Raw genomic sequence first — 14,468 nt, 5'->3', positions numbered from 1 at the left:
GGACAGTCGAATACATGAACACACAAAACAGAGAAGATTTAAAAAGGATCCAGATGCATATTTAATCAATATTGAAAGCAAATGGAATCGGCACAACTAATTCATTGTGTTAGTTGTGCCGTGTAAGAAAAAAAAAAGTTAGTAAGATTTTATTTATCGTAATTATCATCAGAATCTAAAGCCGGAAACCCTTGATGGTTTATTTAATTATAATAGAAACGCATAAAAATTAATGAGGAAAGTTAGCATGGGGAACAAACGGTGGGTGATAAAAAATCCACTGTTTTTTGAATTTTCTTAAAGGTAATTCCTTTTATTGTTTATTACGTTTTCTGAGCCAGCCACTCTGAAACAATCTTTGCTTGATCAGGGGAAATGACGCCAGAAGGCATCACATTTCTTCCGTGGTTAAGATATATCACACTTTGTGAATACTAAGAGCCTATTTTTGTTAAAGTTGGACCTGCAGCGCCTTAAAGGTTTTGACCATGACAGGAAAAACAATTGCTTCTCACAATTTGCCTGCCCTATCAGCTGAAGAGGTGCCATTTTTCATGAGTTGCATTTGTTGCCTCGCCAATAAGAGTCAGATGCTTTATTTCACCTTATAGAAAAGTTTATCTTTAATATATGTTATTTTCGCATAAATTATTGTTCTTGTGTAAAGTACACACCAGTTGCAAAGGAACAATTAAGAAACAAAGGTTAAATTAAATAGACAAGTTTGATATCTCTAGGACTTGAATGAAAGGGGCAAAACTTCCTTGAATGAGAAAAAAGCAGTCGGAGAAAAAGCGGCCGATTATGTAAAAGATGGAATGGTCGTTGGACTTGGGACGGGTTCAACTGTATTTTATACGATCACTAAACTAGGAAGATTAGTTCAACAAGGTCTCACTATAAAAGGCATTCCAACTTCCATCCAGACGGAAAAATTAGCTAGAGAGTTAGGTATTCCATTGGCATCGTTTAAAGAAATAGACCATATTGATGTGGCGATAGATGGAGCCGACGAAGTAAACCCTGATTTAGACCTTATTAAAGGCGGCGGAGGTGCCCTTTTAAGAGAGAAAATCATCGCCAAAGCAGCTAAAACATTTATTGTTGTCGCCGACTCACACAAGCTGGTCAATACATTAGGAGTTTTCCCACTTCCCGTAGAAGTGGTGCCTTTTGGCATGGAAATGACACGAAAATATTTGGAAACACTTGGCGGTTCACCAAAGCTGCGGCAAAACAATGGCGGTCTATATCAAACAGATAATGGGAATTATATTTTTGATTGCAGCTTCCAAAAGATTACCCATCCTGGAGAGATAGAGAGAGATCTAAATCTCATACCTGGTGTTGTGGATAATGGATTATTTGTTGGAATGGCCGACATTGTTATTACTTTGGATAGGCAAAGGGAAATTGACATTAATATACGAAAATAAATAGGATTAAATTAGGAAAAATAAATCAGTAGCACAATTTATAGATAATTTTTTCAATTAAGAGGAGAAGCAAACCCTGGAATCAATGACTATTATTTGGAGTAACGGGATTTAGCAAAGAGAAAAATATCCTGGTGGTTCGATAATAGTCTAAAAAGTGAAAAGAGATAGCACATCAGAATTAAAGAAGCTCTAGGAGGAAAATGATATGACACAAAACATTGATAACTTAGCGGTAACAACGATTCGGACATTGTCCATCGATGCGGTCAATGCGGCCAATTCTGGCCATCCGGGTCTCCCGATGGGGGCAGCACCGATGTCCTATGCACTCTGGGCCAATCATTTGAACCACAATCCAAAAAATCCACACTGGTTTAACCGTGATCGATTCGTTTTGTCTGCCGGGCATGGTTCTAGCTTATTATACAGCATGCTTCATGTATTCGGGTATGATGTATCGATGGATGATTTGAAAAACTTCCGAAAATTAAACAGCAAAACTCCAGGTCATCCTGAATTCGGTCATACTCCTGGTGTTGAAGCAACGACAGGTCCATTAGGACAAGGGATTGCGAATGCTGTAGGAATGGCAATGGCTGAAGCCCATCTAGCAGCCAAGTTTAATAAAGAAGGATTTCCTGTTGTCGACCATTATACCTATGCTTTAGTCGGCGATGGTGATCTAATGGAGGGTATCTCCTACGAGGCAATGTCTATGGCAGGCCATATGAAGCTAGGAAAGCTGGTTGTTTTATATGATTCAAATGATATCTCTCTTGATGGGGAATTAAACGTTTCATTCTCCGAGGATGTCAAAAAAAGAGCAGAAGCTGCCCATTGGGATTATTTAAGAGTGGAAGATGGCAACGATATTGAGGCCATTACAAAGGCAATCCAAACGGCAAAACAAAATACGGACCAGCCAAGTTTGATTGAAATCAGAACCATCATTGGTTTCGGTAGTCCGAAAGTAGCGGGAACCAATAAGGCCCATGGTGCGCCGCTTGGAGCAGAAGAAGGCAAAGTAACGAAACAAGCTTATAATTGGCTTTATGAAGAGGATTTCTACGTTCCTGAAGAAGTTAAAGCCCATTTTGAACAATTACAGCGCAAGGGAATCGAAACAGAACAAAGCTGGAACCGATTATTTGATTCTTATCAAAAAGAGAATCCAGAATTGGCAGAACAGTTATCGAATGCGATTTCCGGAAAAGTCCTCATAGATGCCAAAGATATTTTAACGTTTGATAGCGGCAAAGCGGTATCAACTCGTGTTGCCAGCGGGGATGCCATTAACCATTTTGTGAAATCCGTGCCATCTATTTTTGGAGGCAGCGCAGACCTTTCTCACTCTACGATGACGGAGATTAAAGGGGAACAAATTTACGCAGTTGAATCTTACGGTGCTCGGAATGTTTATTTCGGTGTCCGCGAGCATGCAATGGGTGCCGCAGCAAACGGGATTGCTTATCATGGCGGATTAAAGCCTTTTGTAAGTACATTCTTTGTGTTCAATGATTATCTTCGTCCTTCTATTCGCTTAGCGGCTTTATCAAAACTTCCGGTTATCTATGTGTTTACACACGATTCCATTGCTGTTGGGGAAGATGGGCCAACACACGAGCCAGTGGAACATCTGGCTGCTCTTCGTGCGATCCCAGGCCTAACTGTGATTAGACCAACAGATGCAAATGAAACTGCAAGTGCTTGGGCCTATGCTCTTCAACAAACAGAGGGACCAGTCGCCTTGGTTCTAAGCCGTCAAAACTTACCGGTATATAATGAAACGAAGGCCAATTTAGAAAATGTATCTAAGGGTGCTTATGTATTGACAGAAACTAATTCGAACCCCAATGTAATCTTATTGGCCACAGGCTCAGAGGTTTCATTAGCTGTCAATGCAAAAACTGAGCTGGAAAAAGAAGATATCTCTGTTCGAATTGTCGCAATGCCGAGCTGGGAATTGTTTAACAAGCAATCAGCTGATTACAAAGAGGCTGTGCTTCCTTCTTCGGTGACAAAACGTGTGGCAATCGAAATGGGGATTCGATTAGGATGGGAACGCTATGTTGGATTTGAAGGAAAAGTCCTTTCGATTGAGTCATTCGGTGCCTCAGGAGATGGTGCAGCCGTCATGAAACATTTTGGATTTACGACTGAAAATGTCGTTCATATCACCAAAACTGTTTTAAATAAGTAAAAAAATTTGGGAGAATATTTCATGAAAGTTGGGTTAATTGGTCAAGATTAGAAATCAATTTTGTGGACATGTTGTCGAAAAAGAGTCAAAATAAGAGAGATAATATGAATTGGAGGAAAGAACATGAAATTTTTTATCGATACTGCGAATTTAGACGACATTAAAAAGGCTTATAAAATCGGGGTTTTATCAGGTGTTACAACAAATCCTTCTTTGGTTGCTAAAGAGGGAGTTAAATTTGAAGATCGCATCGCTGAAATCTTAAATGCCGTTCCAGAGGTAGAATCTGTATCTGCTGAAGTAACTCCAAACGCTTTAACAGCGGATCAAATGATTGCGGAAGCAAACGAACTCATTAAAATTAATGGCGGGGATAAAAATATCACCATTAAGCTTCCAATGACGTTAGATGGTTTAGAGGCTTGCCGCTACCTTACTAAAAAAGGTGTGAAAACAAATGTTACACTTATCTTTACTGTCAACCAAGCGTTATTGGCAGCACGTGCCGGTGCTACCTATGTTTCCCCATTCTTGGGCCGTTTAGATGACATTAGCGAAGACGGTGTTCAACTTGTTGCAAAAATTGCTGAATTGTTCCGTGTTCATAAATTAGATTCACAAATTATTGCTGCATCCGTTCGTCACCCAGACCATGTTACTCGTGTAGCATTGGCTGGAGCTCATATCGCAACAATTCCATTTAATGTAATTGAGCAATTATCTAAACACCCATTAACTGATCAAGGTATTGAAAAGTTTGCTGCTGATTGGAAAAATGCTCTTTAATTATTATTAAACAGTCAAAAGGGTTAGAGACTTTTTCAAAAAATCTCTAACCCTTTTGCTTTTTCTTGTTATTACACATATCCAGTTTTTTTCTCATGATAGCTCAATCAAAAAGAGACAAAACGAGACATCTGTCTCGTTTTGTCTCTTTTTTTGTTCGTTGATTTTTGTTGAATGTTGATTTTGTCCCGTTTAAATTTTTGGCATGGTTCTTGCAACTATGAAGATTGTAATCAATTTTTTCAGGGAGGTTGAAATAATGAGAACGGTGGAAAGCAAAAATGTAGCTTTAACTAAGGAAAAAGCACAGTGGATGTATCAAAAAATGCTAGAAATCCGTAAATTTGAGGACAGGGTCCATGAGTTATTTGCCCAAGGAATCCTGCCTGGATTTGTTCACTTATATGCTGGAGAAGAGGCAGTAGCCGTTGGGGTTTGTGCCCATTTAAATGATAAGGATAGTATTACAAGCACCCATCGCGGACATGGGCATTGTATTGCAAAGGGCTGCGATTTAAACGGTATGATGGCTGAAATTTATGGGAAAGTTACCGGGTTATGTAAAGGAAAAGGTGGATCCATGCATATTGCGGACCTTGATAAAGGGATGCTTGGGGCAAATGGAATTGTTGGCGGCGGATTTCCACTCGTATGCGGTTCAGCTTTAACTGCCAAGTATAAAAGGACAGATAATGTAAGCGTTTGCTTCTTTGGTGACGGTGCTCAAAACCACGGGACATTCCATGAAGGAATAAATCTGGCTGCCATTTGGAAGCTTCCAGTTGTTTTCGTTGCGGAAAATAATGGTTATGCAGAAGCAACACCATTTTCATATGCATCCAGCTGTAAATCCATTGTGGACCGTGCGATCGGTTATAACATTCCTGGAATTAAGGTTGATGGAAAGGATGTTTTGGCTGTTTATCAGGCGGCGGAAGAAGCGGTTCAAAGAGCGCGGCGCGGCGAGGGCCCAACCTTAATTGAATGTGTGACTTATCGTAATTACGGACACTTTGAGGGCGATGCCCAGAAATACAAAACAGAGCATGAAAAAACAGAGCATAAGCAAGAAAAAGACGCCATTCTTTTATTCAGAAATCATTTATTAACTGAGCAGCTTTTGGCTGAAAAAGAAATAATCTCGTTAGAAGAATCTGTCCAAGAAGCTGTTAACCAAGCGGTGAAATTTAGTGAAGAGAGTCCGTATCCAAGTCCATCCGAATTGTTAACCGATGTCTACGTTTCCTATTAATTAATGAAAACTTGCCAAAGGGGAACAAAAAATAATTTCTGGATTTTTAATAAAAAGGAGGATTCAATCATGACAAGAAAATTGAGTATGTCAGCCGCCATAAATGAGGCGATGAAACTTGCAATGCGTAAGGATGAGAATGTCATTCTAATGGGTGAGGATGTTGCTGGTGGAGCTCAGGTCGATCACTTGCAAGATGAAGATGCATGGGGAGGTGTACTTGGGGTCACCAAAGGGCTTGTTCAGGAATTTGGCCGTGAGAGAATACTAGATACTCCGATTACTGAAGCGGGTTATATGGGTGCAGCAATGGCCGCAGCATCTACTGGACTGCGACCAATTGCAGAGTTAATGTTTAATGATTTTATCGGAAGCTGTTTAGATGAAGTATTAAATCAGGGAGCAAAGTTCCGCTATATGTTTGGCGGCAAGGCACAGGTTCCAGTTACTATTCGGACAATGCACGGAGCTGGATTTAGAGCGGCTGCCCAGCATTCACAAAGTCTATATGCATTGTTTACGGCCATTCCTGGTGTGAAAGTGGTTGTTCCATCCACGCCATATGAGGCAAAAGGATTATTACTTGCTTCGATTGAAGACAACGACCCGGTCATCTTTTTTGAAGATAAGACTCTTTATAATATGACAGGTGATGTTCCGGAAGATTATTATACAATCCCATTAGGAAAAGCAGATATCAAGCGGGAGGGAACGGATGTCACAATAGTAGCTATCGGTAAACAGGTTCATACCGCATTAGAGGCGGCTTCACAACTATCTGCTAAAGGAATTGAAGTAGAAATTGTGGACCCTCGCAGTTTATCACCATTGGATGAAGGAACAATACTTACCTCTGTAGAAAAAACAAACCGTTTAATCGTCATTGATGAAGCTAATCCAAGATGCAGTATCGCTACGGATATTGCGGCACTTGTGGCGGATAAAGGTTTCGATTATCTAGATGCACCAATTAAACGCATTACCGCACCACATACTCCAGTGCCATTCTCTCCTGCACTAGAAGATCTATATTTGCCTACACCAGAGAGAGTAGTTAGGGTAGTTTCAGAGCTAGTAGGTGCACCATTAGAAGTATAAAGGGGGAGATTAAAAATGGCAGTAGAAGTCGTCATGCCGAAACTGGGAATGGCCATGAAAGAAGGAACGGTTTCCTTATGGAACAAGGGAGTCGGGGATACAGTTGAAAAGGGAGAACCTATTGCGAGTGTCAATTCAGAGAAAATTGAAATTGACGTAGAATCTCCAGCAGAGGGAACGCTATTGAAAATTACTGTTCCCGAGGGAGAAGGGGTACCGCCTGGAACTGTCATTTGTTTTATTGGGAAACCTGGCGAAGAAGTAGCTGTGGGGCAGGCTCTAGTCCCTGATCAAAAGCCTGAAGTGGAAAATGAGGCTTCTGCAAACAAACCTGCGGAATCAACCATACCAGCCAGAAAAGCAGGGGAACGGGTGAAAATTTCTCCAATTGCTAAAAAGATGGCTGAGGCAGCAAACCTTGATATTGAGGAAATCCAGGGTTCGGGACCTGGAGGAAGGATTACCAAAGAGGACGTTCAGGAAGCATTAAAGATGTCATCTATTCAGAAAAAAGAAAAAAGCGAAGAAAAACCGGTGGAATTGCAAGAAGAGACACAACAAGTAACTGTCAGCGGAATCCGTAAGGTTATTGCAACACGTATGTACGATAGTTTACAAAAAACCGCTCAGTTAACCATAAATATGAAAATAAATGTAACTGATCTCATTGCTTTACAAAAACAAACAGCAGAAACCATTAAAAATCGTTACGAACAAAAATTAACATTGACCGACTATATCGCACGAGCAGTTGTCCTTTCACTACAGCAGCATCAGCAAATGAACAGTGCTTTGATCGACGATAAAATTCATTTGTTTAAGCCCGTTCATCTTGGTATGGCCGTTGCGCTGGAAAGAGGCTTGGTTGTTCCGGTTATTCGCAATGCAGATACGTACAAGTTGATTGATTTATCACAAACGATTAAAGAGCTGGCACAAAAGGCAAGACAAGGGCAGCTTTCGAATGAAGAGATGCAAGGTTCTACGTTTACGATTAGTAATTTGGGTTCCTATGGTGTCGAGCACTTTACACCTGTCTTAAATCCACCTGAAACAGGAATTCTAGGAGTGGGGGCTGTTTATGACACTCCAAGTTTTGTAGGTGATAAGGTAGAAAGAAGAAGCATTCTTCCGCTCAGTCTGACCTTTGACCACCGTGTGCTGGATGGTGCCCCGGCGGCAGCGTTTTTACAAACGGTGAAACAGTACTTAGAAGAGCCAATAACCATGCTTTTATAGAAAGAAGGGATTGCCTTGGCATCGATTGCCATTATTGGTGGTGGTCCTGCTGGATATGTGGCTGCAATTACTGCAGCCCAGCAGGGGCAAGAAGTAACAATCATTAATCAAGGACCGCTAGGAGGAACTTGCTTAAATGAAGGATGTATGCCAACAAAGTCACTGTTAGAAAGTGCTGAGATATACAGTAAGGTTAAACATGCGGGTGATTTTGGAATACGGCTTCCGTCTGGTCAATTAGAGATTGATTGGAAGACTGTCCTGCTTCGTAAAAATAATATTGTTTCCACACTTGTACACGGGATTCAATATTTAATGAGGAAAAATAAAGTAAAAGTTATTAAAGGTGCTGGTTCTTTTGTCACTGATCATGTTATAAGTGTTGATACTGGCGGGAAACAAGTAGAGGTAACAGCGGACAAGGTAATCATTGCTGCAGGTTCTGACCCCATTTCATTACCATATGCTCCCTTTGACGGGAATTGGGTCATTCATAGTAGTCAGGCGATGTCGCTTTCGTCGATCCCATCCTCTTTACTGATCGTCGGCGGAGGTGTAATAGGCTGCGAGTTTGCTAGCATTTATAGCAGATTGGGAACAAAAGTCACGATGGTTGAGATGGCTGATCAGCTGCTTCCAGGAGAGGATGAAGATGTCGCCTTGATCTTACATAAGCAGTTGGAAAGTGATGGTGTAACAATTTATCCTTCCACCGGACTAAAGGAATTGAATTCCGAACAAAAGTCAGCCTATTTTGAAAATGAAAATGGTTTGCATGAGGTTCAGGCAGATTACGTCCTTGTGGCGATCGGTCGTAAGCCGCGAGTGAATTATTTAGGTCTTGAAAAAATCGGAATTGATTTTTCAAGTAAAGGCATTACGGTTAATCATCAAATGCAAACGAATATTCCAACTATATATGCGTGCGGAGATATCATCGGTGGTATACAACTTGCCCATGTTGCCTTTCATGAAGGAGCAGTGGCTGCTTTAAATGCTTGCGAACTACAATCTCAGGTGAATTATCGTGCTGTTCCCCGCTGTATCTATACATCTCCTGAAATTGCAGGGGTAGGGTTAACAGAAAAACAGGCAAGTGAACAGTATGGCGATATAAGGGTAGGAGAATTTCCGTTTTCGGCTAACGGAAAGGCACTTATTGCTAACGAACGGAACGGGAAAGTTAAGGTGTTAATAGAACCACAATTTGGGGAAATCCTTGGGGTCTCCATTGTCGGTCCCCACGCTACGGAACTAATTGGACAAGGTACTGTCATGCTCCATGCTGAATTAACAACAGAAACAATGGAAAATTTCATTGCTGCCCATCCAAGTCTTTCTGAAGCAGTCCATGAAGCATTACTAAATGCAGTTGGCCACGCAGTACATGTTTAAAAAAAGTTTCTCGGAAAATTCTACGAATTTTGCTAAACTTCGCGTTTGTTGCGCGAAGTTTATTTTTTTAAATTTTCTTTACAGTCTTAGTTATTTGTTGAAAGCGAATTCATGATTTACTATAATTAAATTGTTCTTTATACCTCAATCTATAAAACTACTTCATATACTCCTATCACCTTCGCTAGATGTAAAAACAAGAAATCTATCTCAAATCGATGTAGAAATTTTTGGCTATGATTAGAGGAGGTTCTATGAATACTACCTTATATTTAGATGCGTGGAAGCGTTTCGTTAAAGAGGACGTTCTTGATACAGCTCGGATAAACAAACTAATTTTAGAATCTTGGTACCGCTGTAAGGAAGAAAAGGTAAACCCCTATTTAAATAGAGGCCGGAATTTATTAACTGAAAAGCAATTACATACTTTAAAAAATAAAAATTCCATGTTGATAGATATAGCATCTCCATATTTAAAAAAGATAGATCAAGCCATAAAAGAATCAGGAATGATGGCATTATTGGTGGATCCAGATGGCTATGTACTATCATTAACCGGAAATGAAAAAACCTTAAATGATGCCAGGAAAATTAATTTTGTTGAAGGGGTGCGATGGACTGAGTGTGAAGTAGGTACCAACGCGATTGGGACGGCTATACAAACTAGAGAAGCCGTTATTATTAATGGTGCTGAGCATTATTCCGTAGCTTCCCATCAATGGAGCTGTTCAGCAACACCTATCTTTGATGATAGTCGGAACTTAATGGGGGTTATTGATGTATCATGCCCGATTGATTATTCCCATCCTTTTATGCTTGGAATGGTTACCTCGGTTGCTTATGCAATTGAAAAAGAAATAAGCAGGAGGTACTATCAAAAAGAATTAGAACTTATTCAACAGGCGACTCAATTATCTGAGACACATCCAAATCAGCTCTTCATCGTGTGTAATCAAAAACAAATGATAGTAGCGGCTAGCAAATCCTTTCGCGATAGAAGCCTGCAGTCCATTGGCATGAATCTCATTGACATTATACAAGACGGGTACCAGGTTGATTTTGAAATGCCTTTCCGATCAAAAGATGACAACAGCTTATTAGGAAGCTGCTTTTATTTATCAGAATTACCTGCTTCTAATCGACAGACTTTATTTACTTCCTCTTCCCCATCAACCCCCTTTGTATTTAAAGGTGAATCTGGGACAAGTGAAGCTTTTCAGAACACACTAAAAAAGGTAAAACTTGTCGCTCCAACAGATGCGACCGTGTTTATTTCTGGTGAAACTGGGTCGGGGAAAGAACTGATTGCACGGGCAATCCATGACAACAGCCCGCGAAAGAATGGTCCTTTTATCTCGTTAAATTGTGGTGCCATTCCCAAGGACTTAATGGAAAGTGAGCTATTTGGCTACGTAGAGGGAGCATTTACCGGGGCAAGACGGAAGGGCTATAAAGGAAAATTCGAACAGGCCCATAAGGGAACTATTTTTCTAGATGAAATTGGTGAAATCCCTCATACGATGCAAGTTGCTTTATTGAGAGTGCTTCAGGAAAGAAAGATTACTCCTCTAGGCAGTACGAAGGAAGTACCATTGGATGTACGTGTTATAACAGCTACCCACCGCAACATATTGGAACTTGTAAAAGACGGAGATTTTCGAGAGGATCTATATTATCGCTTGAACGTGTACCCGATTAATGTCCCTCCATTAAGAAACAGAAAAGAAGATATCCCCTATCTTATAAGGCATATTTGTCAAAAGAATAACTGGAACAATGTTCACATAGACGATGTATTAACTAGATTAAGGGATTATGAATGGCCAGGAAACATTAGAGAATTAACGAATATTCTCGAGAGATTGAACATCATGTTACATGATAATCAAGGTGTTATGGACATTTTAGGTAACTCTATCGAGGTATTAAAGATAAATTATCCTTCCATTCCTCCAACTATGGAACAAAAGGATATCGAGGACGATGAGAAACAATTAACCGCACGTGAGAAAATACAAAGAGATATAATGTTAGATGCATTAAAAAAGACAAAAGGAAATGTGACTGCAGCAGCAAAATTAGTCGACATCCCAAGGAGTACTTTTTATAAAAGACTTCAAAAGTTTGGAATGTAAGGTGAAAAATAGCACAATAGTGTGTGCTATTTTTTAGAGTTGAAGATTTAGATTGACCAAATAATTTTTTAATTAGAAAGTAGTTATATAGGTTCAAAATTTGAGTGGAGGGAAGTACTAAATGTATCTTGACACAAAACTATGCGAAATACTCGGTATTACCAATCCTATTATCCAAGCGGGAATGGCTGGAGGTCCGACGACAATAGAGCTTGTTGCAAGTGTTTCGAACGCTGGCGGCCTAGGAACCTTGGGTGCTGCCTATATGAAGCCGGAAGAGATCAGGGCAGCTATTCGGAAAATAAAGGAGCAAACTTCAAAACCATTTGCTGTAAATTTGTTTTGTACGGATTGGCAAGATCAATATGACGGAGTGGAAGAGTCTCAGAGAGTTCTAAATGTGATTCGAGAAAAGCTAGGGATGGAGTATTTGGACAATCAAGTGGAAACCAACAACTTTTTTGAGGAACAGTTTGAAGTCCTAATTGAAGAAAAAGTACCCGTCATATCTACTGCTTTTGGTATACTTCCTCGAGACAAAATGGCAAAAGTTAAGGAGCAAGGAATGAAGGTTACATCAATGGTCACGACGGTTCGGGAGGCACAGCTGGCCGAAAAAGAGGGGGCAGATATCATTATTGCCCAGGGAAGTGATGCTGGTGGGCATCGAGGTACTTTTGAAATTGAAAAAAACACACTTGGTGCCACAATCGGAACGTTTTCTCTTGTCCCGCAGGTAGTTGATGCAATTTCGGTCCCAGTGGTCGCGGCCGGAGGAATCATGGATAGCCGAGGCCTTGTTGCTGCATTAGCCTTAGGGGCACAAGGAGTTCAGATGGGAACAGCGTTTTTAACGACGGTAGAGTCGGGAGCGCATCCAGTTTATAAGGAAGCACTTGTCAATAGTACGGAAGAAAGTACGGTTATTACTAAAGTTTTTTCGGGTCGTCCAGCGAGGGGAATTAAGAATGCTTTTATTCAAGCATACCAAGATGCGAAAGTTAGTCCTGCTGATTTTCCAACTCAAAATACGCTGTCGAGTGATATTCGTAAGGAAGCTGCTTTACAAAATAATCCAGAATTTATGTCGTTATGGGCGGGCCAGGGGACAAGACTGTTACAAAATGAGATACCTGCGGAGAAACTGATAAGTGACTTGGTGGCAGGGGCAAAAAGGATACTTTCATAAAGCAGTAGGGGACCTCAATATAAATTTTGAGGTTCTCTTTTTTCTTCTAACAAGAAATTATACGGTTAATTGAGGAATTTTCCTTTTTAACTTAAGTGGATTTTATAAGAAAATTAATAAATTTGGGTCCTGTAGGAGGAATTCAACAAATTAGGAACTAAATTCTACGAAGTTGGGGAGTAATTCTACCATTAATAATTTTTTTCTACAAAACAAAGCTTGAATTCAAAAAAATTGGAAATTATTTACCACTTTAATAATTAAAAGGTCTTAATTCAACGTAATTCAAGATTTATTCTACAAAATCCAACGCTTATTCTACAATAAATGGAAATAAGTGTTACCGGGTATGGTTCCGTCTGGAGGAATTGAAGTAAAAAAACTAATTGACAAACCGACCGTCGGTTTGTAAAATAAAAATTGTAAAATATGGAAATTAAAAAGGGGTGTTCGGAACGTGAAAGTTTCGTCCAAAAGGAAATTAATCCAAATGATTGCTGTCAGTTTGATTGTCAATGGTGCCATACCTGTAATAGTCTATAATCTTCTCACAGACTATTATTCAAGCTTTGTCTCCTTGTTAATTGCAACCTTAATTCCACTAGGGGATAATCTATACCATATCGTGAAATATAAAAAAGCTGATGCCTTTGGGCTATTTATGCTAACCGGCTTCATCTTAAGCTTACTGGCATTTGTCCTCGGTGGAAACGAAAGGCTCATTTTATTAAGGGAATCAATGGTCACCGGTTTATTAGGACTCATTTTTATTGCATCCCTATTCTTTTCTAAACCATTAATTTATCACTTTGCGATAAAATTCACCTCAGAAGATGCATCTCAACAGAAAGGCAAATTCGAGAGAAACTGGGAAATCCCCTATTTCCGCACTGTACTAAGAATCATGACAGCCATTTGGGGCATCGCTTTAGTGGGCGAGGCCATCGTTAAGACCATCCTTGTCTATGAACTTTCAATAACCGCCTTTTTAGCCATCTCACAACTTGTTTTTTATAGTATCATTGGGGCCGCCATTATATTTACCATTGTGTACCGCCGATATGCGAAAGTACGGTTAGATAAATTGACTCATATTCAGTAAATACTCCTAGATTTAGTAAAGAAGGTAATCATATGACGAATTCAGCCATCTACATTAATCAAAGCTTTCAACACATCCTGGCCATCACCGAAGAAATCATACTTGAAAAAGGCTGCCGTAATACCACCTTGAAGGACATTATCGAAAGATCCGGGTTGTCAAAAGGGGCCATTTACCATTATGTCGAGAGTAAGGATGAATTATTTGGGCTCATTCTAAAATCCAAGATTGAAGAAATGAATGAAACCTTTCACCAGGCCATTACGCAATCCATTAAAGACGAAACCACTGAGAATAAAAGTTTTAGTGTGGTCAGTCAATTTTTTAACTCCAGGCAAGATCCATATGATACAGGAAACTTAATTTTTATCTATTTATTAAGCCAGGATAACGAAAAGGTTAAAAAGATCCTCCAGGATATTTTTCAATATACGAAAGAAATAGGAACCAAATGGATCAAAATGGGGCAGGAGAATGGAGTAATACCTGCAAATATTGACGCTGAAAAAATGTCTACTTTGATGATGACATTTTCATATGGAATACGGGTCACCCAAATCTTATCCGCAGATGAAAAGGATAAGGTGAATATGAATGATATTTTTAAAGTGATAAGTAAGAGTTTAACCTAAT

General features: G+C 39.8%; 11 protein-coding genes. All 11 read left to right on the top strand.

The window, feature by feature from the left end:
• Positions 1-764: 764 nt before the first annotated feature.
• The 11 genes from rpiA to M3226_RS27120 all read left to right on the top strand — a co-directional run bounded on the left by rpiA (position 765) and on the right by M3226_RS27120 (position 14,467).
• A complete protein-coding gene (rpiA, locus tag M3226_RS27170; RefSeq protein WP_251572038.1) occupies positions 765-1,436 on the top strand; it encodes a ribose-5-phosphate isomerase RpiA in 672 nt (223 codons plus the stop codon).
• A gap of 208 nt (positions 1,437-1,644) precedes the next feature.
• Complete coding sequence (gene tkt, locus M3226_RS27165; protein ID WP_251572036.1) at positions 1,645-3,639, top strand: transketolase; 1,995 nt, start codon at positions 1,645-1,647, stop codon at positions 3,637-3,639.
• A gap of 123 nt (positions 3,640-3,762) precedes the next feature.
• On the top strand, positions 3,763-4,425 hold the full coding sequence (gene fsa, locus M3226_RS27160; protein ID WP_251572034.1) for a fructose-6-phosphate aldolase: 663 nt from the start codon (positions 3,763-3,765) through the stop codon (positions 4,423-4,425).
• A gap of 259 nt (positions 4,426-4,684) precedes the next feature.
• Complete coding sequence (locus tag M3226_RS27155; RefSeq protein ID WP_251572032.1) at positions 4,685-5,677, top strand: thiamine pyrophosphate-dependent dehydrogenase E1 component subunit alpha; 993 nt, start codon at positions 4,685-4,687, stop codon at positions 5,675-5,677.
• A 69-nt stretch (positions 5,678-5,746) separates the two neighbouring features.
• A complete protein-coding gene (locus tag M3226_RS27150; protein WP_251572030.1) occupies positions 5,747-6,775 on the top strand; it encodes an alpha-ketoacid dehydrogenase subunit beta in 1,029 nt (342 codons plus the stop codon).
• A gap of 15 nt (positions 6,776-6,790) precedes the next feature.
• Positions 6,791-8,014, top strand: a complete 1,224-nt coding sequence (locus tag M3226_RS27145; RefSeq protein WP_251572028.1) for a dihydrolipoamide acetyltransferase family protein — start codon at positions 6,791-6,793, stop codon at positions 8,012-8,014.
• Positions 8,015-8,029: 15 nt separating this feature from the next.
• Positions 8,030-9,409, top strand: coding sequence for a dihydrolipoyl dehydrogenase (lpdA, locus tag M3226_RS27140; RefSeq protein WP_251572027.1), 1,380 nt, complete (start codon positions 8,030-8,032; stop codon positions 9,407-9,409).
• A gap of 254 nt (positions 9,410-9,663) precedes the next feature.
• On the top strand, positions 9,664-11,544 hold the full coding sequence (locus M3226_RS27135) for a sigma-54-dependent Fis family transcriptional regulator (protein WP_251572025.1): 1,881 nt from the start codon (positions 9,664-9,666) through the stop codon (positions 11,542-11,544).
• Positions 11,545-11,665: 121 nt separating this feature from the next.
• A complete protein-coding gene (locus tag M3226_RS27130) occupies positions 11,666-12,733 on the top strand; it encodes an NAD(P)H-dependent flavin oxidoreductase (RefSeq protein ID WP_251572023.1) in 1,068 nt (355 codons plus the stop codon).
• A 457-nt stretch (positions 12,734-13,190) separates the two neighbouring features.
• A complete protein-coding gene (locus tag M3226_RS27125; protein WP_251572021.1) occupies positions 13,191-13,835 on the top strand; it encodes a VC0807 family protein in 645 nt (214 codons plus the stop codon).
• Positions 13,836-13,867: 32 nt separating this feature from the next.
• Entirely contained in the window at positions 13,868-14,467 is a 600-nt protein-coding gene (locus M3226_RS27120; protein WP_251572019.1) for a TetR/AcrR family transcriptional regulator, read from the top strand.
• Position 14,468: the final 1 nt, after the last annotated feature.

It is taken from the genome of Neobacillus cucumis (genome assembly GCF_023715505.1).
Note: the sequence above shows the minus strand (reverse complement) of the source record. Positions and strands in the feature narration are given on the sequence as shown.

What these genes read in the sequence shown, in the direction of transcription:
- tkt (WP_251572036.1), top strand. Translation starts at nt 1,645, where the DNA reads ATGACACAAAACATTGATAACTTAGCGGTAACAACGATTCGGACATTG.
- fsa (WP_251572034.1), top strand. Translation starts at nt 3,763, where the DNA reads ATGAAATTTTTTATCGATACTGCGAATTTAGACGACATTAAAAAGGCT.
- M3226_RS27155 (WP_251572032.1), top strand. Translation starts at nt 4,685, where the DNA reads ATGAGAACGGTGGAAAGCAAAAATGTAGCTTTAACTAAGGAAAAAGCA.
- M3226_RS27150 (WP_251572030.1), top strand. Translation starts at nt 5,747, where the DNA reads ATGACAAGAAAATTGAGTATGTCAGCCGCCATAAATGAGGCGATGAAA.
- M3226_RS27145 (WP_251572028.1), top strand. Translation starts at nt 6,791, where the DNA reads ATGGCAGTAGAAGTCGTCATGCCGAAACTGGGAATGGCCATGAAAGAA.
- M3226_RS27135 (WP_251572025.1), top strand. Translation starts at nt 9,664, where the DNA reads ATGAATACTACCTTATATTTAGATGCGTGGAAGCGTTTCGTTAAAGAG.
- M3226_RS27130 (WP_251572023.1), top strand. Translation starts at nt 11,666, where the DNA reads ATGTATCTTGACACAAAACTATGCGAAATACTCGGTATTACCAATCCT.
- M3226_RS27120 (WP_251572019.1), top strand. Translation starts at nt 13,868, where the DNA reads ATGACGAATTCAGCCATCTACATTAATCAAAGCTTTCAACACATCCTG.